The sequence below is a fragment of the Rhodococcus sp. AZ1 genome (assembly GCF_054979605.1).
The window spans coordinates 80628-101629 of the sequence record NZ_JBUEQF010000010.1 but is presented as its reverse complement, the minus strand read 5'-3'; the positions used below and the strand labels follow the sequence as shown (position 1 = coordinate 101629).

General features: G+C 68.7%; 19 protein-coding genes and 1 tRNA gene. 12 read left to right on the top strand and 8 right to left on the bottom strand.

Annotated features, from left to right (window positions below; translation table 11 throughout):
• Window positions 1-4 precede the first annotated feature (4 nt).
• On the top strand, window positions 5-4024 hold the full coding sequence (locus tag ACY48E_RS13580; RefSeq protein ID WP_462872770.1) for a Pls/PosA family non-ribosomal peptide synthetase: 4020 nt from the start codon (window positions 5-7) through the stop codon (window positions 4022-4024).
• On the top strand, window positions 4021-5352 hold the full coding sequence (locus ACY48E_RS13575; RefSeq protein WP_462872733.1) for a M1 family metallopeptidase: 1332 nt from the start codon (window positions 4021-4023) through the stop codon (window positions 5350-5352). The genes ACY48E_RS13580 and ACY48E_RS13575 overlap by 4 nt, the downstream gene beginning before the upstream one ends.
• Here ACY48E_RS13575 and ACY48E_RS13570 read toward each other — a convergent pair.
• Together ACY48E_RS13570 and ACY48E_RS13565 are read right to left on the bottom strand one after the other, a co-directional pair.
• On the bottom strand, window positions 5321-6562 hold the full coding sequence (locus tag ACY48E_RS13570; RefSeq protein WP_462872769.1) for an MFS transporter: 1242 nt from the start codon (window positions 6560-6562) through the stop codon (window positions 5321-5323). The two genes, ACY48E_RS13575 and ACY48E_RS13570, sit on opposite strands and share 32 nt — an antisense overlap.
• On the bottom strand, window positions 6556-7173 hold the full coding sequence (locus ACY48E_RS13565; RefSeq protein WP_462872768.1) for a GntR family transcriptional regulator: 618 nt from the start codon (window positions 7171-7173) through the stop codon (window positions 6556-6558). Before ACY48E_RS13565 ends, ACY48E_RS13570 begins: the two co-directional genes overlap by 7 nt.
• Window positions 7174-7276: 103 nt before the next feature.
• Here ACY48E_RS13565 and ACY48E_RS13560 point away from each other — a divergent pair, with 103 nt between their 5' ends.
• Window positions 7277-8341, top strand: a complete 1065-nt coding sequence (locus ACY48E_RS13560) for an NHL repeat-containing protein (RefSeq protein WP_462872732.1) — start codon at window positions 7277-7279, stop codon at window positions 8339-8341.
• A 142-nt stretch (window positions 8342-8483) separates the two neighbouring features.
• Window positions 8484-8876 (top strand): hypothetical protein, encoded by a 393-nt coding sequence (locus tag ACY48E_RS13555; RefSeq protein WP_462872731.1) that lies wholly within the window; start codon window positions 8484-8486, stop codon window positions 8874-8876.
• Window positions 8877-8956: 80 nt separating this feature from the next.
• On the opposite strand, the gene ACY48E_RS13550 is transcribed toward ACY48E_RS13555, so the two are convergent.
• Both ACY48E_RS13550 and ACY48E_RS13545 read right to left on the bottom strand, forming a co-directional pair.
• Entirely contained in the window at window positions 8957-9292 is a 336-nt protein-coding gene (locus tag ACY48E_RS13550) for a hypothetical protein (RefSeq protein ID WP_462872730.1), read from the bottom strand.
• Between the two features lie 110 nt (window positions 9293-9402).
• Window positions 9403-11175 carry an acyl-CoA dehydrogenase gene (locus tag ACY48E_RS13545; protein WP_462872729.1) on the bottom strand — a complete coding sequence of 591 codons (1773 nt, stop codon included), beginning with the start codon at window positions 11173-11175 and terminating at the stop codon, window positions 9403-9405.
• Window positions 11176-11372: 197 nt separating this feature from the next.
• Between ACY48E_RS13545 and ACY48E_RS13540 the strand changes: the two genes are divergently transcribed.
• The 6 genes from ACY48E_RS13540 to ACY48E_RS13515 all read left to right on the top strand — a co-directional run bounded on the left by ACY48E_RS13540 (window position 11373) and on the right by ACY48E_RS13515 (window position 15630).
• Complete coding sequence (locus ACY48E_RS13540; RefSeq protein ID WP_462872728.1) at window positions 11373-12599, top strand: alkane 1-monooxygenase; 1227 nt, start codon at window positions 11373-11375, stop codon at window positions 12597-12599.
• Entirely contained in the window at window positions 12600-12767 is a 168-nt protein-coding gene (locus ACY48E_RS13535) for a rubredoxin (protein WP_462872727.1), read from the top strand.
• A gap of 1 nt (window position 12768) precedes the next feature.
• The gene (locus ACY48E_RS13530; RefSeq protein WP_462872726.1) at window positions 12769-12954 is read left to right on the top strand and encodes a rubredoxin; all 186 of its coding nucleotides are present in this window, start codon (window positions 12769-12771) and stop codon (window positions 12952-12954) included.
• The gene (locus tag ACY48E_RS13525) at window positions 12951-14099 is read left to right on the top strand and encodes an NAD(P)/FAD-dependent oxidoreductase (RefSeq protein WP_462872725.1); all 1149 of its coding nucleotides are present in this window, start codon (window positions 12951-12953) and stop codon (window positions 14097-14099) included. Before ACY48E_RS13530 ends, ACY48E_RS13525 begins: the two co-directional genes overlap by 4 nt.
• Window positions 14100-14109: 10 nt before the next feature.
• Complete coding sequence (locus ACY48E_RS13520; protein ID WP_462872724.1) at window positions 14110-14733, top strand: TetR family transcriptional regulator; 624 nt, start codon at window positions 14110-14112, stop codon at window positions 14731-14733.
• Between the two features lie 90 nt (window positions 14734-14823).
• Window positions 14824-15630 (top strand): ANTAR domain-containing protein, encoded by an 807-nt coding sequence (locus ACY48E_RS13515; protein ID WP_462872723.1) that lies wholly within the window; start codon window positions 14824-14826, stop codon window positions 15628-15630.
• Here the strand turns inward: ACY48E_RS13515 and ACY48E_RS13510 are convergent.
• Window positions 15604-16857 carry a DNA cytosine methyltransferase gene (locus ACY48E_RS13510; protein ID WP_462872722.1) on the bottom strand — a complete coding sequence of 418 codons (1254 nt, stop codon included), beginning with the start codon at window positions 16855-16857 and terminating at the stop codon, window positions 15604-15606. The two genes, ACY48E_RS13515 and ACY48E_RS13510, sit on opposite strands and share 27 nt — an antisense overlap.
• Window positions 16858-16879: 22 nt before the next feature.
• Window positions 16880-18511, bottom strand: coding sequence for a GMC oxidoreductase (locus ACY48E_RS13505; protein ID WP_462872721.1), 1632 nt, complete (start codon window positions 18509-18511; stop codon window positions 16880-16882).
• Window positions 18512-18737: 226 nt separating this feature from the next.
• On the opposite strand from ACY48E_RS13505, the gene ACY48E_RS13500 reads away from it, so the two are divergent.
• Window positions 18738-19064 carry a DUF4333 domain-containing protein gene (locus tag ACY48E_RS13500; RefSeq protein WP_462872720.1) on the top strand — a complete coding sequence of 109 codons (327 nt, stop codon included), beginning with the start codon at window positions 18738-18740 and terminating at the stop codon, window positions 19062-19064.
• 40 nt (window positions 19065-19104) lie between these two features.
• On the opposite strand, the gene ACY48E_RS13495 is transcribed toward ACY48E_RS13500, so the two are convergent.
• Window positions 19105-20307, bottom strand: coding sequence for a DUF7373 family lipoprotein (locus ACY48E_RS13495; protein ID WP_462872719.1), 1203 nt, complete (start codon window positions 20305-20307; stop codon window positions 19105-19107).
• 288 nt (window positions 20308-20595) lie between these two features.
• Between ACY48E_RS13495 and ACY48E_RS13490 the strand changes: the two genes are divergently transcribed.
• On the top strand, window positions 20596-20766 hold the full coding sequence (locus tag ACY48E_RS13490) for a CsbD family protein (RefSeq protein ID WP_462872718.1): 171 nt from the start codon (window positions 20596-20598) through the stop codon (window positions 20764-20766).
• 103 nt (window positions 20767-20869) lie between these two features.
• On the opposite strand, the gene ACY48E_RS13485 is transcribed toward ACY48E_RS13490, so the two are convergent.
• Window positions 20870-20945: transfer RNA gene (locus ACY48E_RS13485), tRNA-Thr, on the bottom strand.
• Window positions 20946-21002: the final 57 nt, after the last annotated feature.

Here is a 21002-nt window from a genome sequence, read left to right as displayed (position 1 = left end):
CGCCATCTGCAAGACTTCCCACCGAGCAGCCCCAGACCCCGAGCAGACCCAGACCCCGAGCAGCCCCAGTTCCGAAAGGGTGACCCACGTGTCGTTGTCGACCGCAGTCGCGCAGGTGTACCTGCGTTCGCACCTCGCGACGCCGGAGCGCACGCTCCTCGACGTCCTCACCGACACCGCCCACCGCTACCCCGACGCCCCAGCCATCGACGACGGCACCGTCAGCATCACGTACTCCGAACTCCTCGCGGCCGTGGACGAGGGCGTGCACTGGCTGATCACCAACGGGGTGTGCGCCGGTGATCGTGTGGGCATTCGGATGCCGTCGGGCTCGTATTCGCTGTACGCGGCCATCCTGTCGGTGATCGCAACGGGCGCGGCGTATGTGCCGGTGGACGTCGACGATCCCGACGAGCGGGCGGAGTTGGTGTTCTCCGAGGCCGGCGTCGCCGCGATCATCACCGACGACGGTCTGCTGCCCACCGCTGCGGCCCGGCCGGGCACCGTCCCGCAGCGCAGGCCCCGACCGGACGACGACGTGTGGGTCATCTTCACCTCCGGCTCGACCGGGACACCGAAAGGTGTTGCGGTGACACATCGCAGCGCGGCGGCGTTCGTCGACGCGGAGGCGCGGCTGTTCCTGCAGGAGCACCCGATCGGCCCGGGCGATCGGGTGCTCGCGGGACTGTCGGTGGCCTTCGACGCGTCCTGTGAGGAGATGTGGTTGGCGTGGCGTCACGGCGCCGCGCTGGTGCCGGCGCCGCGATCGCTGGTGCGGAGCGGTGTGGACCTGGGCCCCTGGCTGGTCTCGCGCGACATCACCGTGGTCTCGACGGTGCCGACGCTCGCGGCGCTGTGGCCGGTGGAGGCGTTGGAAGCGGTGCGGCTGTTGATCTTCGGCGGTGAGGCGTGTCCGCCCGAACTCGCCGAGCGACTCGCGGTGGACGGGCGTGAGGTGTGGAACACCTACGGCCCCACCGAGGCGACGGTGGTGGCGTGTGCGTCGCGGATGGACGGGCGTTCGCCGGTGCGCATCGGGGTGCCCCTCGACGGCTGGGACCTGGCGGTGGTCGATCCCGCCGGCGTGCCCGTGCCGGTGGGCGAGGTCGGTGAGCTGGTGATCGGCGGGGTGGGTCTGGCGCGGTATCTGGACCCGGCCAAGGACGTCGAGAAGTACGCCCCGATGCCGACTCTGGGGTGGGAAAGGGCCTATCGCAGTGGCGATCTGGTGCGGCTCGAGCTCGAGGGGCTGATCTTCCAGGGCCGCGCCGACGACCAGGTGAAGGTGGGCGGTCGACGCATCGAACTCGGTGAGGTGGACGGCGCGCTGCAATCGCTGGCCGGGGTGAGCGCCGCCGCGGCGGCGGTGCGTCGAACGGGATCGGGGACGCCGATCCTGGTGGGGTACCTCGCGAGCGCCGACCCGCACTTCGACCTCGCCCGCGCCCGCGAGGAACTCGTCGGCCGCCTGCCTGCCGCCCTGGTTCCGCGGCTGGCGCTGCTCGACGAGTTGCCCACGCGCACATCGGGAAAGGTCGATCGCGACGCGCTGCCGTGGCCGATCCCCCGGCGAGCGACGGACCCCGAGGCCGACGACGAGGCCCTCACCGGCACCGCGGCGTGGGTGGCGCAGACGTGGACCGACGTGCTCGGTATGCCCACCACCTCCCTCGACGCGGATTTCTTCGCTCTCGGCGGTGGATCACTGTCGGCGGCGCAGCTGGTGACGCGGCTGCGCGAGAAGTTCCCCGACGTCACCGTCGCCCAGCTCTACGACCATCCGCGGCTGGGTTCACTCGTGGCGATGCTGGACGGGTTGACCCCCGCCGCGGCGACGGTGCGGCGCGACGTCGCGCCCGTTCCCCGCGGCGCGCAGTGGGCACAGACGGTGGCGTCGGTGCCGCTGATCACGCTCACCGGGCTGCAGTGGGTGACGTGGCTGGCGATCGCGGCCAACGTCTTCTCCCGGAGCACGCCGCTGCCGTGGTTGCCGACGCTTTCGTGGTGGTGGGTGGGGTTGGGGTTCGCGGTGTTCGTGACCCCGCTCGGTCGGATGGCGATATCCGTGGTCGGGGCGCGCCTGCTCCTGCGCGGTGTGCAGCCGGGCACCTACCCGCGCGGCGGGAGTGTGCACGTGCGCCTGTGGGCGGCGGTGCGGCTGGCCGATGCGAGCGGCGCGACGAACCTCTCGGGGGCCCCGTGGATGGCGGCGTACGCCCGCGCGCTCGGTGCGCAGGTGGGACGTGGGGTCGATCTGCACACGCTGCCGCCGATCACCGGCATGCTCACCCTCGGCGACGGCTGTTCCATCGAGCCGGAGGTCGACATCTCCGGCCACTGGGTCGACGGCGACGTCGTCCACATCGGGCACGTGAGCGTAGGGGCGGGGGCCACCATCGGCGCCCGCTCGACCGTGCTGCCCGGCGCGGTGATCGGCCCGGGCGCGGTGATCGACGCCGGGTCCGGGGTGATCGGCAAGGTCAAGGCAGGTCAGCGCTGGGCCGGCTCGCCCGCGGCCAAGGTGGGCCGCGCGAAGTACCCGTGGCCCGGCCACACCCCGCCCACCGCGCCGCAGTGGATGGCCACGTACGCGGTGACGTCGCTGCTGCTCGCCGCGCTGCCGGTGGCGTCGATCGCCGTGGGTCTGGTGCTGATCGGGTGGGCGGTGTCCTCGACCGAGACACTGCTGGGCGCCGTCGGCATCGGTGCGCTGATGCTCCCGCTCGCCACGGTCACCGCGATGGCGGTCTTCGCGATGATCACCCTGATCGCGGTCCGCCTGCTCTCGATCGGACTGCACGCCGGCTGGCATCCCGTGCGCAGCCGCATCGGGTGGCAGGTGTGGGCGACCGAGCGTCTGATGGACTCCGCGCGCACCTTCCTGTTCCCGCTCTACGCGTCGTTGCTGACCCCGCACTGGTTGCGTCTGCTCGGCGCGAACATCGGTAGGGACGTCGAGGCGTCGACGGTGTTGATGGTGCCCTCGTTCACCGTGGTCGGCGACGGCGCGTTCCTGGCCGACGACACCATGGTGGCCAGTTACGAACTCGGTGGCGGCTGGATGCTCCTCGGCGAGGCGAAGGTGGGCAAGCGCGCCTTCCTCGGCAACTCGGGCATGGCCGCGGCGGGACGTCGAGTGCCCAAGAACGGTCTGGTGGCGGTGCTCTCGGCTGCACCGGAGAAGGCGAAGGCGGGCTCGTCGTGGCTGGGCAGCCCACCGGTGCGCCTGCGGCGGGCCCCACACGACGCCGACACCAGCCGCACCTTCGATCCGTCGTGGCAACTCAAGGCGGCGCGGGCGCTGGTGGAGACCAGTCGACTGGTGCCGATGGTGATCACCTTCGGCATCGGTTTCGGCGTCCTGGCGGCGCTGACCGCGGCTGCGTCGGTGGGGTACTGGTTGGCGGCGCTGCTCAGCGGGGTGGTGCTGCTGGGTGCCGGACTGGTGTCCGCGGTGGTCTCCGCGGTGGCGAAGCGACTGGTGGTGGGCACCATCGGCGCCACCGATCACCCGCTGTGGAGTTCGTTCGTCTGGCGCAACGAGGTGGCGGACACCTTCGTCGAGACCGTGGCCGCGCCCTGGTTCGCGCGGGCCGCGGCCGGCACACCGGTGCTCAACGTGTGGCTGCGGTGGCTCGGCGCGGACATCGGCCGGGGCGTGTGGTGTGAGACCTACTGGCTCCCCGAGGCCGATCTGGTGACACTTGCCGACGGCGCGACGGTGAACCGCGGCTGCGTTGTGCAGACGCACCTGTTCCATGATCGGATCATGAGCATGGACACCGTGACGCTGGGAGTCGGGGCCACCCTCGGACCGCACTGCGTGGCGCTGCCCGCGTCGGGGATCGGTGACGGCGCAACGGTGGGGCCCGCCTCCCTGGTGATGCGTGGGGACCGGGTCCCTGCCTCGAGTCGGTGGCAGGGCAACCCGATCGCTCCCTGGTCACGACACGACCCGTACAGCGACGCCGCGACACCCGACGCAGTGAGAACCACGGCAGTGGAAAAGGATTCGTCTCTGTGAAACCGCTCGGCCCCCATGTCGACAGCCACACCCTCGATCCGCCCATCGACCCGTACCTGCCGAACAACGGCAACCGCGGGTACCGGGTGTCGCGGTACGAGCTCGACCTGGACTACCGGGTGCACTCGAACCGCCTGGCCGGCCGTGCCACGGTGTACGCCTCGACGGTTCGGGGCCTGCAGAAGTTCTCCCTGGACCTCGGCCCGGCGCTGTCGGTATCGAAGGTCCAGGTCAACGGAGTCCGGGCGGCGAAGTTCGTCCACCGCGGCTCCAAGTTGGTGGTCACCGCCGCCCGTCCGCTGGCCACCGGTGCGGCGTTCGTCGTCACCGTGAGTTACGGCGGCAACCCGGTCCCGATCCGCTCGCTGTGGGGCGAGGTGGGATGGGAGGAACTCACCGAGGGATCGCTGGTGGCCAGCCAGCCCACGGGCGCGGCGTCGTGGTTCCCGTGTGACGATCACCCGAGTTCCAAGGCGAGCTACGGCATCACGATCACCACGGACTCGCCGTATCACGCCCTGGCCAACGGCACGTTGGTGCGCAGGCAGACCAAGGCCTCGCGCACCACGTGGGTGTACGAGCAGCCCGAGCCCACGGCCACCTACCTCGCCACACTGCAGATCGGGCGGTACGAGCGCAGCACCGTCGCCGGTCACGCCGTGCCGATCTCGTCGGTGCTGCCGCCGCGGTTGGCGTCGACGTTCGCGTACGACTTCGGACGGCAGGGCCAGATGATGGACACCTTCGTCCGCCTCTATGGGCCCTACCCGTTCGCCGAGTACACCGTCGTCGTCACCGACGATGCCCTCGAGATTCCCATCGAGGCGCAGGGCATCTCGATCTTCGGGTCCAACCACTGCGACGGCCGACGCGGCTACGAGCGCCTGGTGGCACACGAGATGGCGCATCAGTGGTTCGGCAACAGCGTCACCGCGCGCCGCTGGCGTGACATCTGGCTGCACGAGGGCTTCGCGTGCTACTCGGAGTGGATCTGGTCGGAGAACTCCGGCGGACCGTCCGCACACACCAAGGCAACGCGCGCGCACGCGTCGCTGTCGGCCCTGCCGCAGAACCTGGTGCTCACCGATCCCGGCCCCGAGTCGATGTTCGACGATCGTGTCTACAAGCGCGGCGCCCTCGCCGTGCACGCCCTGCGCCGCACCCTGGGCGACGAGAAGTTCTTCGCGCTCATCCAGGAGTGGACCGAGAGATACCGCTACTCCAGCGTGGTGACATCCGACTTCACCGATCTCGCAGCACGATTCGGCGCCACATCGCAGTTCTGGAGCCCCTGGCTCACCGAGACGCGCTTGCCGCCGCTGCCGTGACGGGCAGATCGCGACGCGAGTTCACGGCCACCCACAGCACCGTCAGCGCCGCCAGTCCCGCGGCGACGGCGAACATGAGCGGGTACGTCAGCCCGAGGTGCTCGTGCAGCGCGGCGAGCGTCATCGGCACCGCGAACCCGATGTAGGTCAGGGTGTAGAACACCGCGGTCAGCCCGGCCAACTCCCCGGGGCGGGCGATACGCTGCACCTCCTGCAGCCCCGCCACCAGACCCATGCCGTACCCGGCGCCGAGCACCGCCGCCGCCAGCAGCGCCAGCGGCACCGTCAGCACGTGCGAGGCGAGCATCGCCAGCGCCAACCCGAGCACCGTGACACCCAGTCCCACCAGCACAGCCCTCGCCCCGGTGGGGGTGTCGACGCGTCGGCCCAGAGCTTGGATCGCGACGCCCGCCGTGAGCGCGACCGCGCACATCAGGGCGGCGAAGGCGACGGGGCGGCCGCCGCTGTGGTCGGCCATCAGGCCGGGCAGCACCGCGTATCCGACGACGCTCGAGGTGAACACCCACGGCGCCGCCGGGGCGACCACCCGCAGGAAACGCCGGTGCCGGGCGGACGCCCACACCGAGCGGCGCGGTGCGATCCTTCTCGCCCGAACCTGCTCGCGCACGGTGAGCAAGGCGGCGAAGACCAGCACACACGCGACGACGTGGACCAGGTAGGGCAGGTGCTCGGGTTGCGGGCCCCACTGCGCCAGCACTCCCGCCACCACGGCGCCGATCGCGAACCCGGACGTCAGTGCCATCGCGGCGCGGCGAGCGCCCGTCGTTCCGGGTGAGAGTTCCTTGATCCAACTGCCGCCGACGGCCATCGCGATACCCAGGGCCACGCCGCTGAGCACACGACCCACCACCAGGGCCGATGCGCTGTGGGCGCCCACGGCGATCACCGCCGAACCGGCCGCGGCGATCAGAGGGACCGGGATCATCACCGGCCGCCGCCCGTAGCGGTCCGATGTCGGCCCGACGATCAGCATGGCCGGCGCGATGCCGCAGACATAGGCGAACAGGAACGCATCGACCGCCACGGCCGAGAACCCGTCGCGGTAGAGCACCAGGAGCGGAGTGAACTCGTTGCCACCCCACGCGGCCACGAACAGCGCTGCACACACCACGAACCAGGGTGCGAATCGCGGCGGTGCGGCGGTGCGGGGCACCGGGATCCGAGCAGGGTTCTCGGTGAGGGTCACCAGGCCTCCTTGACGTCGTGCACGCGACGCATGTGCTCGCGCAGCAGCCGGGTGTAGGTGTCGACGTCGCCGTCGCCGACCGCGGCCGTGAGGCCGTCGTGATCGTCGACGATGGAGGCCAGTCGACCCGGATCACGCGCCACCGACGACGCGGTCATCCGGCGCTGTCGGTCACGAACGCTCGCGTAGAAGCCGTCGAGCAGGGCGTTGTTGCCGTGCCGGACGACGGCGGCGTGGAAATCGGCGTCCTCAGCGGAGAACCCCACCTGGTCGCGACGCTCGGCGAGGGCGCGTTGGCGCGCCAGCGATGCCCGCATGTCGTCGACGGCCAGGGCGCGGGTGGCGGGGTCGGCGGCGTAGGTGGCCAGAGCGCCGGTCTCGAGAATCAGGCGGGCACCGAGAACGCTGCCCATCTCGCCCTCGGCGATGGGCACCACGAGGGCGCCACGCTTGGGGTACAGCCGCATCCAGCCCTCGGACTGCAGCCGTAGGAACGCCTCGCGCACCGGTGTGCGGCTGGTGCCGGTGCGGGCCGCGATCTCACCCTCGCTGATCAGCTCACCGCCGGGCAGCTCGCCGGAGATGATCAGCTCCTTCACCGTCACATAGGCCATCACGGCCGACGTCGTCCTCTCGTGCACAACTTGTATCTAAGTTGTGCACGAGCGGATCGGTCAAGTTTCGTGGCCCACGCCACACACCGGGCACACTGGGTACATGCGCACCGCCAACCGCCTCGCACTCGCCTCCTTCCCCGCCGCCGTCGTCCTCACCGCATCGGTACTGGTGGGGTGCAGCTCGGACAGCGGCGGAGCGCCGCCCGTCACCACCACCGCCACCACCCCCGCGGCCGAACCGGCCGTGGCGGGCGACCCCACGGTGCCGCCCGTCGGCACAGTGGTCCCGATCGGCAACGTCCCCGAGGGCATCGTGATCGGCTCCTCGGGGATCGGCGCGGTGGCCGTCCGCAACCCCGACGGCGTCGAGTTCTTCGACGCCACCACGGGCGCGGTCCGGCGCACGGTGCCCACCGAGGGGGCCGCGCGTCACCTCTCGCTGGCCGGGCCGGACGGCCCGGTGCTGGTGCCGCTCGAGCAGTCCGACGAACTGGCTCAGCTGTCCCTGGCGGACGGCTCGCTGGCCGCGATCGCCGGTGGGGTGGGTCGCCAGCCCCACGATGCGGTGCGCACCGCCGACGGCACGGTCGTGGTGACCAACGAGATGGGCGGGGGTGTGGTGTTCGTGCGCGACTCCACCGTCGTCGCATCCCTGCCTGCCGGTCCCGTGCAGCCGGGCGGGCTCGCCGCCGTCGGCAACTACGCCGCCGTCGCCGATGTGCAGGGCAACGGCGTGTGGGTCTACGACGCCGTCGGTCGCACCCTCGTCGCGCAGGGTCCGGTGGGCAAGAAGCTGACCCACGCGGTGGCCCTCGGCGGCGACCTCGCCGGGTTCGCCGACACCGACGGTGGCGCCGTGCTGATCGAGCGCATCGATCCGCAGATCACCGAGGTGGCCCGCATCGACGCCCCCGGCAACCCGTACGGGATGGCCTACGACGGGCGGACCAAGCGGCTGTACATCACCCTCACCGCGTCCAACATCCTGCGCGTGATCGACATGAGCACCCCGTCCGCACCGGTGATCGTGGGCGATCTACCCACCGTCAAGCAGCCCAATTCGGTGGCAGTGGACCCGCGAACCAGCGGGGTCGTCGTCACCGGTAGCGACGGCGACGGCAAGGGCTCGCTGCAGCTCATCGCGCCAGAGTTGTTGCCGCGCTAGCGAACACCTCCACCGCGCCACCTGCCCGGGCGGACGCCGGGGAAGTTTGTTCCGGAGCCGAACGGGGAAACCGTCGGTGGACCAGCAAGCCCGCGTGCCGCGCTGCCACTGCGCGGAGCGGCCCAACCCAGGAGGACAGCACGTGACCAACACCACGATCTCTCGCACCATCGCCGCCGGCGCGATCATGGCGGCACTGGCCGGTGGTGCGGCCCTCGTTCAACCGGCCGTGGCGTCCGCGGACACCGCCCGAACGGTGTTCTGCTATCGCAACGCCGATCCCGGCAACAACGGGCAGCGACTGGAACTGTCGTTCCGCGACAACGGTGCGGCCGGCACGACGGTGACCACCACGGCCATCAATGCGGACCTGCAGCAGTGGAACGGGAGCTTCTACGTCGACACCGGCACCACCCGCTCGGTGTCCTCCGGCGTCGGATACCGCGCCGGCGACCCCGGCAATCTGTGCTCGTCCCTGGCGTCCAGCTTCTTCCTCGGCGGCCCGCTCGACGGCTTCCGCATCGGCACTTTCTGACGCACCCGACCCCTGATACGCGAGACCGCTGCCGTCCCCGTCGCGCGTGGGGACGGCAGCGGTGCGCCGTGGGTGGAACGTCAGAAGGTTCCGATGGCGTACGCGGGGTCGGCGGCGGAGCAGAGCTGACCTGCCGGTGGGAACTCGGTGCCGATCTGCAGGGTCCGCGAGCTCTGGCCGGTGCTGTTCTCGTAGTAGCTGCCGGTCCACTGCTGGTAGTTCCAGCTCAGGTTCAGCTGCCACGCACCGGCGTTGGGTGAGGTGCTGTACGAGATGATCACTCGTGTCCCGTTGTCGTTGTTGATGTTGCGGTAGCAGTACGCCAGGCCGCCGGCTGCCGACGCGGTTCCCGCCCCGCTCACCATCAGGGCTGCCGCCACCAGTGACGTTGCGGCCGTTGCCATACCGATTCGCATGTCCGTTGTTCCTCTCGCGTACGTGTCGATGGACGGGTTCGGGATGCCCACCGGGCCGGCACCGAACCCGTTCGCGACGTACCGTTACGCGAACGAAACAAATGATCCGATCACAGAACGGCCGGGTCCAGGTCCAGCATCGTGCGGTCCAGGCTGGTCAGCAGGTCGAACTGCGGCCCCGTCCGCGGAAGTTCATGGCGGAAGAAGTACTGCGCCGCCAGTCGCTTGCCGTCGTAGAAGGTCCCCTCCTTGCCGTCCGCGGCCAGGACCATCTCCAGCCACATCCATGCGATCACCGCGTGTCCGACCGCATCGAGGTACACCGAGGAGTTCGCGAGCGCCACCTCTGGATCACCGGTACCCCAGAGCTTTCCGGTGGTCTCGATGATGCGGGTGACGACGGCGTGCAGCGTGTGCGCGTACTGCTCGGCGTCGGTTCCCGACGCACGGTCGATGGTGGCCGTCATGGCCTCGACGAGCAGGCGCAGCCCGTGACCGCCCTTGGACACCACCTTGCGACCCAACAGGTCGAGTCCCTGAATACCGTTGGTGCCCTCGTGAATCGGGTTCAGACGATTGTCGCGATAGAACTGCTCCACGTTGTAGTCGCGGGTGTATCCGTATCCGCCGTGAACCTGCAGAGCGAGGCTGTTGGCCTCGAGGCACCACTGCGACGGCCAGGCCTTGGCGATGGGGGTGAGCACGTCCAGCAGTTCGCCCGAGCGCTTCCGATCGGCCTCGTCGTCGGCAGTGCTCTGCTCGTCCACCAGCTGCGAGCAGTACAGCCCCAGCGCCAACGCCCCCTCGCAGTAGGCCTTCTGCGCGAGCAACATTCGGCGCACGTCGGCGTGCTCGATGATCGGGACCTGGGGCGCCGACGGGTCCTTGTCGCCCACCGGTCGACCCTGCGTGCGGGACTTGGCGTAGTCCAGGGAGTGCAGGTAGCCCGTGATGCCCAGGGCCGTGGCCCCCATACCGACGCCGATGCGCGCCTCGTTCATCATGTGGAACATGTAGCTCAGTCCCTGATGCTCCTCGCCGACCAGGTAGCCGACTGCTCCGCCGTTGTCGCCGAAGCTGAGCAGGGTGTTGACGGTTCCGCGGTAACCCATCTTGTGGTTGACACCGACGAGCGCGACGTCGTTGCGCTCGCCGAGGCTGCCGTCGGCGTTCACCAGGTACTTCGGCACCACGAACAGCGATATGCCCTTCGTCCCCGCGGGACCGCCGGGGATCTTCGCCAGCACCAGGTGGACGATGTTCTCGCCGAGTTCGTGCTCGCCCGCCGAGATCCACATCTTGGTGCCGGTCACCCGGTAGGTGCCGTCGTCGGCCGGCTCTGCCCGCGTGGTGATGTAGGCGAGCGAGGATCCGATGTCGGGCTCGGACAGGCACATGGTGCCGTGGAACCGGCCCTCGATCATCGGTCGTACGTAGGTGTCGACGATCTCGTCGGTGCCGTACTCCACCAGCAGGTTCGCGTTGGCCATGCTCAGGAACGGGTAGGTCGAGGTACCGATGTTGGCGGCCTGGAACCACAGCAGCGACGCCTTCGCGACGGCGGTGGGCAGCTGCATCCCGCCGAGGGAATCGTCGAACTGCCCCGCGGTGAGGCCTGATCGGGCGAACACCTCGAGCGCCTGCGCGACCTCGGGGATCAGCACCACCGTCCCGTCGGGTCCGATGTGCGGCTCGTTGGCGTCGGCCTTCTTGTTGTGCGGCAGGAAGTGCTTGACGGCGATGTTCTCGCTCAGTTCGAGCACCGCGTCGAACGTCTCGCGCGAGTGCTCGGCGAACCGCTTGCGGCCGGTGAGCGCCTCGACGTTCAACCACTCGTAGAGCAGGAACTCGATGTCGCGGCGCGAGAGTACGAGGTCGGTCATGGCGATCCTTCCAGCGGTGCGCATGTGAGCCACCCCACCATAACCGCCGCCACCAGCTGGTTTACAAATATTGGAAATTGTCTAGCGTTTGGATGCGATCGCATGTATTGTCCAAACCATCGTGAACCAGATCACTCGTCATCGAGTGACCGCCAGACCCGACCTGCCCGACCTGCCCCCCGCCCGAGGAGTCACCGATGACCACGTCGAACGTGCACGACCCACAACCCCAGGCGCCCACCCAGTGGCGCGACCGCAAGCGCTACCTGTGGCTGTTCGGCCTGGTGGCTCCCACCGCGGTGTTCGTCGCGGTGCCGGTGATCTGGGCTCTCAACCAACTCGGCCTCGGCGCGGTCTCCCCCGTCCTGTGGTGGATCGGCCCGCTGCTGGTGTTCGTGATGCTCCCGATCCTCGACCGCTTCTTCGGCCCCGACGGCCAGAACCCGCCCGAGGAGGTGATGGAGGCGCTCGAGAACGACAGGTACTACCGCTACTGCACCTACGCCTACATCCCGTTCCAGTACGCGACGCTGATCTTCGCGTGCTACCTCTGGGCGGCCGACGACCTCTCCTGGCTCGGCATCGACGGCGGACTGAGCGTGATCTCCAAGATCGGCCTCGCGCTCAGCGTCGCGGTCATGGGCGGGGTGGGTATCAACACCGCGCACGAACTCGGCCACAAGAAGGACGAGCTCGAACGCTGGCTCTCCAAGATCACCCTCGCCCAGACCTGCTACGGCCACTTCTACATCGAGCACAATCGCGGCCACCACGTTCGCGTCGCTACCCCGGAGGATCCGGCCAGCTCGCGTTTCGGTGAGAGCTTCTGGGCGTTCCTGCCGCGCAGCGTGATCGGCAGCTTCCGGTCGTCGTGGGAGCTCGAGAAGACTCGCCTGCAGCGGCTGGGCAAGAGCCCGTGGACCCTGCGCAACGACGTGCTCAATGCGTGGCTGATGTCGGTTGTCCTCTACGGCGCCCTGATCGCGATCTTCGGCATCAACATTGCCCCGTTCCTGCTCATTCAGGCCGTCTACGGGTTCTCACTGCTCGAGACCGTCAACTACCTCGAGCACTACGGCCTGCAGCGCCGCAAGCTCGAGTCCGGCCGGTACGAGCGGTGCGCCCCGGCCCACAGCTGGAACAGCGACCACATCGTCACCAACATCTTCCTGTACCACCTGCAGCGCCACAGCGACCATCACGCCAACCCCACGCGTCGCTACCAGACCCTGCGCAGCTGGGACGGCGCACCGGAGCTGCCCAGCGGCTACGCCAGCATGATCCTGCTCGCGTACTTCCCGCCGCTGTGGCGCAAGGTCATGGACCACCGCGTCCTCGACCACTACGACGGCGACATCACCAGGGTCAACATCGCGCCGAAGAAGCGGGAGAAGATTCTGGCCGAGTACGGAGCGAGTGCCTGAATGTCGACCTACCGGTGCCCTGTCTGCGACTACGTTTACGACGAGCCGATCGGAGCCCCGCGTGAGGGCTTCCCCGCCGGAACGCCGTGGGACGCAATCCCCGACGACTGGCCGTGCCCCGACTGCGGAGTACGCGAGAAGGTCGACTTCGAGGAGAAGGTGGATTGAGATGAGCACGAACTTCAAGCTCTACCGCTGTCTGCAGTGCGGGTTCGAGTATGACGAGGAACTGGGCTGGCCCGAGGACGGCATCGAGCCCGGAACCCGCTGGGACGACATTCCCGACGACTGGTCGTGCCCGGACTGCGGCGCCGCGAAGTCGGACTTCGAGATGGTGGAGGTCGAACGCTCGTGAACGATACGGCGGTGGTGGTGCTCGGCGCGGGCCTGGCGGGCTCGACCGCGGCGAAAGCGCTTCGGGCCGAGGGGCACACGGGGCCGATCACGCTGATCGGCGCCGAGCCGAGCACCCCCTACCGCCGCCCGGCGGTGTCGAAGGATCTGCTCGCGGGCACCGCGTCCGCGGAGTCGATCGTGCTGGACAAGCCCGGCGCCTTCGACGGCATCGACACCCGGTTCGGCACGTCGGCCACCGCGATCGACGTCACCGCCCGCACCGTCACGCTCGACGACGGGTCCGTGCTGACCTACGACGCACTGGTCATCGCCACCGGCTCGGCGCCACGCCCCTGGCCCGGCGGTCCCGCGCTCACTCTCCGCACCGCAGCGGACGTACCCGGCCTGCGCCACGCCCTCGACACGGACCCGTCGCTGATCGTGATCGGCGGCGGACTGATCGGCTGCGAGGTGGCCGCCACCACCGTCGAACTCGGCGTCGCGGTGACGGTGCTCGAGAACGCCACCTCACTGCTGGCCCGCATCGTGCCCGTCGAGATCTCCGATGCGATGCGCGCGATGCATCTCTCCCACGGCGTCACCGTCGAGACCGGCGTCGAGATCACCGACGTCACCGCCGACGGCAGTCGTAGCGCGGTCACCGCCGCGGACGGTCGAACCTGGACTGCCGGAACCACTCTCGCGTCCATCGGCACCGTCCCGAGTACCGCACTGGCTGCGCAGGCCGGTCTCGAGGTCGACAACGGGATCGTCGTCGACGATCACTTCCGCACCTCCGCCGCCGGTGTCTACGCGATCGGCGACGTGGCCGCGGTCCCCAATCCGGTCCTGGGCGGTCGGTACCGCAGCGAGCACTGGAACGGGGCGGCGGCGCAGGGCAAGGCCGTGGCCCGCACTGTGCTCGGTCACGATCCGGGTGTGCTCGAGGTGCCGTGGGGGTGGTCGACGCAGTACGGGGAGAACCTGCAGTTCGCCGGGTGGGCGGTGCGCGAGGACACCTGGAGCATCGACGGCTCGGTCACCGATCACAACTTCATCGCCACCGCTCATCGCGACGGCACGCTGGTCGGCGCTGTCGCGATGGGGCGCCCCCGTGACCTGCGCGCCGCCCGCACAGCGATGGCGGGGTCCGGTGCCGCCTAGAGTGGGACTCATGTCGCCCGCACCCCGCACCGAGGCCGGCGACCGGACGCCCTACCGGACGGCCGCCACCACACTTCTGCGCGAGACCACGCTCGATGCGATGCGAGATCTGCTGCTGCAGAAGACCTGGAAGTCGGTCACCATGACCGACGTCGCCCGCGCGGCGGGGCTGTCGCGGCAGACCATCTACAACGAGTTCGGATCACGTCGCGGACTTGCCGAGGGCTACGCCATGCGGCTGACGGACAGCTTTGTGGCCGTCGTCGACAGCGCGCTCTATCGCCACGTCGGCGACGTGGGAGCTGCTCTGCGCGAAGGGTTCTCGCTGTTCTTCGCCCTGTCCGGCAGCGACCCGTTGGTGATGTCGCTGCAGTCCGACGACGCCCCGGACGACCTGCTGCGTCTGATCACCGTCGACAGCGACATCCTGGCCGCCCGCGCGTCGGCGCACATGTCGGAGACGTTCCAGCGCTGCTGGGTCGGGGCACCGAAACATCAGTCCGACATCCTGAGTACCGCGATCGTCCAGCTCGCCATCGCCTACATTCCGCGCCCCCCGGCCGACGGAGAGCGGGCCGCCCGTGATCTGGCCGAACTGCTCGAACCGTTCGTCCACACCTTCGACGCGCCCTGACGCAAATGCGTTCCGCACGTGTGGCGCCCCCTCCCGGACGTGGGCAAAGCATCATTGAAGGTCGTCGAACGTTCATGTAATCATCGAGGTGTGGAACACACGGCATTCTCCATCCTTGCCCCCGTCGGCTCCACGCCACCCATCCCGGCCACCCTTGCGCGCGCGGCCCGTGAACCGCTCACGCCGGGGCGGGTAGCGGACATGCTGACCGCCCTCGGTGGCAGCGTGCACGACGACGATCAGCTCGTCGTGCTGCTGCAGCGAGCGGTGAAGATCGCCCACGACGTCATCGACGGCACGTCCAGCTGCGGGGTCACCATCACCCTCGGCGGCACCACGTATACGGCCGTGCACACCGACGCGCGCACCCTCGAGGTGGACTCGCACCAGTACCGTGCGGGTGAAGGTCCGTGCCTGGAGGCGGCGCGTACCGGGCGCATCATCCGTGTGGACGTCGACGACGCCGACAACGCCTGGCCGGTGTTCGCCGCCCTGGCCGAGGCCGACGGCATCCATTCCTTCCTCGCGGCGCCGCTGCGCTCGGGTGATCTCGGTCTGGGATCGCTGAACCTGTACGGCACCGCCCGCGGCGCCTTCGACGAGATGGACGAGTCGGTTCTGTCCGCTCTGACCACCGTCGTCGCGCAGGCACTCGGGGACTACTCCCGAGTGCGCTCGAGCGAAGAGGTTGCACAGGGGCTGCGTCAGGCCATCCGTAACCGAGCGCCCATCGAGCAGGCCAAGGGAATGCTCATGGCGTTGCGCGGGATCGACGAGGACGAGGCGTTCGAGGTGCTCTCCCGCGAATCCCAGCGCACCAACCGCAAGCTGCGCGAGGTTGCTCGCGACTTCGTGGCGAGCGTCTCGGGGTCAACCCGTTCCGACACCGGCGCCTGATGCGTGCACGTCGGCGCCGGACCGATCAGCAGCGGGCCGATCGACGATGATGTCCGACGGGGTCAGCGTGGTGTTCGGCAACACGATCGTCTCCATGGCCGGCCTCACGCCGGTGAGCGACCAGTGGGCTGCCCCGGCGATCTGATGTGAGATCAGCGGTGGGACGGCATCGCCCACGTGCCGGTACTTGTTGGCCAGCGATGTTCCACCGAACCGGTAGTGCGCAGGGAATCCGTTGAGCAGGGCCATCTCTCGCAGACTGCACAGCCGATCCTGCACCGGATGCGCGTACCGTCCGTTACCCACGTGAGCGCATTCGCGCTTGATGGTCGGAGCCGGCCGACCCCAGGCCATTCGCCCGTACACATCCGGAAAGCTGCCCAGTGCACCGCGCTGCGCCAACCTGGCCATGGCAGGTGTCAGATGCTCGCCGCCGCGGTGACCGTCGCCGAGAAGGTCGCGCCAGGATCCGCCGTCGTGGGGCACCGCGGCGATGCGCTCGCGCCCGCTCACCGACGCGAAACTGGGGGTGACGTGGTCGGGATCGTACGGATCGACCGCGCCGGCCTCGAGTGGACGCAGCGGAGTCAGTGCCCGTTCGACGGTCACCGCGTCGGGCTCGACCCGATATCCCGACCACAGGTCCTCGAGTGTGCGCGCGCTCACCCCGAGCGTCGCCACGACCAGAGCCCGCTCACGCACCTGCGGCAACCCGAAGCGGGTGAGCATGTGAACCTCGGCGCGCACGTCGTACCCCAGCCGCACGAGCCGTCGGCGGAGTTCCTCGAAGTGCCCGCGGAAATTGCCGCCCAGCAGTTCGCGGGCGTTCTCCATCACGATCACCCGCGGCTGCCACGCCCGCGCGAAATCGGCCACCCGCACCACCAGCGCGTTGCGCCGGTCGTCGACCAGATGATTGCGACTGTTGGTGCGCGAGAAGCCCGTACACGGTGGACACGCCGACAGCACGTCCACGCTGCCGATCCCGAGACGGCGCCCGAGCACGTCCGGATCGGCGGTACTCAGGTCCGCCTCGGTGGGCTCGAACCCCATGTTGAGGGCGTAGGTGCTGTTGCAGGCCAGCGAACCCTGCCGACTGCTGGGTTTGCCCACCTGCGCGTCGACGGCCCCGACGATCCCGAATGCCGGGTGCGCGTGGAACCCGTAGCTCATCCCCCCGCCGCCGGAGAACAGGTCCACGACGGTGAAGGGACGGGCGCCACTCATGGGCCCGACACTATCGCGAGTGTTACCTGCCTTCGCGGATGATGGTGTCGAGGTTGCGCTCGGCGAGTGCCGAGATGGTCAGCGTGGGGTTGACCGTGCCGGTGCTGCCGGGAATCGCGGCCGAGTCCATGACGTACAGGCCGTCGTAGCCCTTGACACGGCCGTAGCCGTCGGTCGCTTTGCCGATCACCGCGCCGCCGAGCGGGTGCGCGGTGAACTTGGAGTTGACGTCCTTGGCCAACGGCGCGAACCCGACGGACAGTCCGTTGGCGCCGGCGATGCGGTTCTGTACCGCGCGCAGCGCCGCGTCGGCCTCGGGCTGACCGGGCCAGAGCAGGTCCACCTTGTTGGTGGCGCGGTTGTAGACGAAGCGGCCGCGGGTGTCGTCGAGAACCATGCCGAGCGAGCCGATGAGTCCGAGGTCGAACACCGGACCCGGCACCATCCAGTTCTCGAGCGAGACGGGCATACCGGTCTCGTCGACGATGCGTGAACGCGACGGCGCGCCCTGGGTGAGGCCACCACCGGTCCACTTGCGCACCAGGGCCGCGTCGCCGTTGGTGCCGAAACCCTCACCGATGTGCTCGTTGAGCTGCGGCAGAGCGCCGGTCTCGCGGGCCTGGAGCAGCAGTTCGGTGGTGCCCACCGAACCCGCGCCGAAGAAGATCTTGTTGCACGTGATGGTGCGGGTGCTCAGCACGGCGCCGTTGGGATCGATCTTCTGCACATTGATCGCGTAGCGCCCACCGGACTCGCGTCCGATGGAGAGCACCTGGTGGCCGGGGTAGATCCGCGCACGGCCCGAATCCTCGGCCCACTTGAGGTAGTTCTGCGTCAGGTCCCACTTCGCACCGTTGGAGTTGCCCAGGTTCGAGCAGCCGATGGTTGCGGACGGGCTGGCGGCACCGCGAATCTCGTCGCGCACCACGGTCCAGTTCCAGATCCCGTCGATCAGGTGGGGGTCGTACCCCGCCTTGCGCACCTGCTGATCCCACAGGCGCGAGTGGTTCATCGACTGGTGGTTGTAGACGTCGTCCGGAACCGGGGACAGCAGCAGGTTCGAGCGCACCCGCGGGTAGAAGGTGTTGTGCATCTCGTCGTACCTCACCCCGGTGCCGGCGAAGATGCGCTCGAAGAACCGCTGCTCGGGCTCGATCATCACGCCGGTGTAGACCAGTGAGCCACCGCCGACGCCCGCGCCGCGCCACACCTCGAGGCCGGCGTACTCGGTCACGTCCAACACGCCGCCGAAGTCGTCGATCGGCTGGGTGATGCCGCTGACGCCGGTGATCGAGCGCTTGTGCCACACGCCGCGCCCGTCCGGGACGAGGTCGGTCGGGAAGATGTTGCGACGCGGGTCGCGCGGCCACCTCGAACCCCGCTCGAGAACGGTCACGGTCACACCGGCCTGCGCGAGACGGTGCGCGGCGATGGCGCCACCGAAGCCCGAGCCGATCACGACGGCGTCGGTGAAGTCCGGTGCGTCGGCGAGCGGCGCGAAGATCTCCGGAACGAGGTTCCTGTAGAGCGGCGTCAGCGGTGAGGGCGACGGCGCTGCCGAGGCCACGGGAGCGGCAAGTGCCCCGGTGGCTCCGGCTGCGGTGACTGCTGCCCCGGCCACAGCGGCGGTCTTGAGAAACGATCGGCGATCCACGTGTTACTCCTCGGTACGAAACAAAGTCCGTTCAGAGTATCCGAATCAATCTGCCATTTCGTTACCAAGTCTGTTGCTTGAGTCACGGTTTGTTTTCTGTGGCCATTTCGGCGGAAGGGTTGATCTTGTTGCAACTCTTCGAGAAAAACCCGACAATCAGTGCGCTCCGGACACACGCCGTGACCCGGGAGCTCACCGTCGACCGATCTCACCTGGGAGAACCCTTATGAACACACGCGTGCGTCTCGCCCTGGCCGTCTGCGCCGTCTCGCTCGGAGTCGTCGGCTGCTCGGCCAGCGTCAGCGTCGGCTCACCGCCCAAGGTGAGCAAGGAAACAGTGCAGGAGCAGATCTCCACCCAGATCCAAGCTCAGGTCGGCCAGGCACCCAGCAGCGTCGAGTGCCCCGAGGACCTCGAGGCCAAGGTGGGCGCCACGCTGCGCTGCACCCTCTCCGACGGCCCCACCAAGTACGGCGTGGGTGTCACCGTGACCTCCGTCGAGAACGACCAGGCCAAGTTCGACATCAAGGTCGACGACACTCCCATGAACTGACCCGCCGACCCCGGCACCGGACGGCCCGGTACCCGATCCCTCAGGCGGCAGCCTTCAGGACCAGGTACTGGGCCGCCGTCATCTGATTGGCCGCCGTGGCGTCGGGAGAGCTGATCTCGCCGAGGTACTTGCCCACGTGCACCACGCAGTAGAAGACATCCGACAAGCTCGTCGTGGTGGTCAGGCACGTCGAGTCGGGAACCCCCGGCGCCGGACCGGTCGCGGTGAAGCCCTGGTCGTTGGTCACTTCCTGGATGAACGAGTCGTACAGCTTCTTCGCGCCGTCGGCGTCCCTGTTCAGGTACACGTTGGTGCCGTCCTTGGCGAACAGGGTGGTGCCGGCATCGGTGAACTCCTGCAGCGAGGTCACCGGGTTGGTCGAGCTGTGCGCCGCCCCGCGCGGGCCGTACACCGCAAGCTGGTCGGTGGTGCGCTTGCCGTCGGCCGGCGGAACGGTATAGCGCAGCACACCGTCGATGTCCACGGGCAGCGAGCCCAGCTTGTCTGCCGGAGTCTCCGGGAACTTGTCGATCAGCGGGATCTGCTTGTCCAGCGCCGACACGGCCAGGCCCGCGGCAGAGCCCTGCTGCGCCACCGGCACCGAGACGTACGAGTAGATCAGGTAGTCGTTGTGCGGGGTGAAGGCCTCGAGCGCGTAACTGTCGTTCAACGTGCGCGCTGTGGCGCGGGTGTCGGGCCGACCCGCGATGGACGCGTCGACGGACGGAGGCAGCAGATCATCGCCCGTCCTTGCCTCGGCAGCCATCCGATCCGCGGCGCGCACCGCTGCCGCGTTGTCCGGGAAGCGCAGCACTGCAATGAGAAGGTTGCGCGGATTGGTGGAGTCGTTGTCGTTGCGCGAAGACTCGAACCCGGTGACCAGCTGCTCCTGATCCGCGATGTCCGCCGCCCCGGCCGACAGGAACAGGCTCGTGGCCTGGCCGTTCTTGATCACAGTCGATCCCTGGCCCCTGGCCACGGTGAACGAGGGATCGACCTCGCTGGGGAGAACGACGAACTCGGCCATGCGCTGACCCTCGACGATGCGTCCGGTATCGACATTGGACACCGTGGTGAACGGATCCTGCGGTGTGGTTCGGTACGGCCCGGTGTCGAGGGAACCGGGCGCGGACGAGTCGGGAGCCTTGGCAGTTCCCTCGACCGTCGACGAGCACCCGGCCAGGCCCGCGATCACCAGTACGGCAGTCGCCACACCGGCGAGCGTGCGTGTTGTTGCGTGCATCGTGTTCTCACTCCTGATGGTCGGCGGCGGCGCCGCGCGGGCCGAGCTGCCCGTGGCGTGTTCGATGCGCGTCGGGCCGCGTTTGTTCCCCGATACCGTAGTGGATCCAGCACGGATGGTTTCTGTTGGCAAACAGTAGCCGGAATCCGTCGCTGTGACACGGAACACAGAATCGGTCCGTGCGCTCTGCGATCCCGGCGTCGACTCATCTTCTGTCAACGCGGAGAACCCGCGGCCCGGATCGCCACCACGGTGTCACCGGGACCACCCGATAGAGGAGGACAAGCCATGAGCTTCGTCGACAAGGCAAAGAACGCCGCTGAGGATGCCGTCGGAAAGGTCAAGGAAACCGTCGGTGAGATCATCGGCGACAAGGACCTCGAGGCCGAGGGCAAGAAGGATCAGGGCGTCGCGGGCGTGAAAAAGGTCGGCGAGAACATCAAGGACAAGCTCAGCTGATTTCCGTCCCGTACGACCCAGCGCCGCCCGTTGAGAGATGAACTCTCGGCGGGCGGCGTTGTTGTGCGCTGTCGTGTGCTCCGACAGGGCGGGGTGGAGCTGGTGGAGCCGCCTTGGGGAATCGAACCCCAGACCTTTTCATTACGAGTGAAATGCTCTACCGACTGAGCTAAGGCGGCGCGGCCCCTCACGGGGCCGGGCTTCACTTTAGCCGCTGTGGTGTCGGGCAGGAAAAC

Excerpts from the sequence above, each read along its gene's own strand:
- ACY48E_RS13565 (WP_462872768.1), bottom strand. The coding sequence starts at position 7,173 with ATGGCCTATGTGACGGTGAAGGAGCTGATCATCTCCGGCGAGCTGCCC.
- ACY48E_RS13560 (WP_462872732.1), top strand. The coding sequence starts at position 7,277 with ATGCGCACCGCCAACCGCCTCGCACTCGCCTCCTTCCCCGCCGCCGTC.
- ACY48E_RS13550 (WP_462872730.1), bottom strand. The coding sequence starts at position 9,292 with ATGCGAATCGGTATGGCAACGGCCGCAACGTCACTGGTGGCGGCAGCC.
- ACY48E_RS13545 (WP_462872729.1), bottom strand. The coding sequence starts at position 11,175 with ATGACCGACCTCGTACTCTCGCGCCGCGACATCGAGTTCCTGCTCTAC.
- ACY48E_RS13540 (WP_462872728.1), top strand. The coding sequence starts at position 11,373 with ATGACCACGTCGAACGTGCACGACCCACAACCCCAGGCGCCCACCCAG.
- ACY48E_RS13535 (WP_462872727.1), top strand. The coding sequence starts at position 12,600 with ATGTCGACCTACCGGTGCCCTGTCTGCGACTACGTTTACGACGAGCCG.
- ACY48E_RS13530 (WP_462872726.1), top strand. The coding sequence starts at position 12,769 with ATGAGCACGAACTTCAAGCTCTACCGCTGTCTGCAGTGCGGGTTCGAG.
- ACY48E_RS13520 (WP_462872724.1), top strand. The coding sequence starts at position 14,110 with ATGTCGCCCGCACCCCGCACCGAGGCCGGCGACCGGACGCCCTACCGG.
- ACY48E_RS13510 (WP_462872722.1), bottom strand. The coding sequence starts at position 16,857 with ATGAGTGGCGCCCGTCCCTTCACCGTCGTGGACCTGTTCTCCGGCGGC.
- ACY48E_RS13500 (WP_462872720.1), top strand. The coding sequence starts at position 18,738 with ATGAACACACGCGTGCGTCTCGCCCTGGCCGTCTGCGCCGTCTCGCTC.
- ACY48E_RS13495 (WP_462872719.1), bottom strand. The coding sequence starts at position 20,307 with ATGCACGCAACAACACGCACGCTCGCCGGTGTGGCGACTGCCGTACTG.
- ACY48E_RS13490 (WP_462872718.1), top strand. The coding sequence starts at position 20,596 with ATGAGCTTCGTCGACAAGGCAAAGAACGCCGCTGAGGATGCCGTCGGA.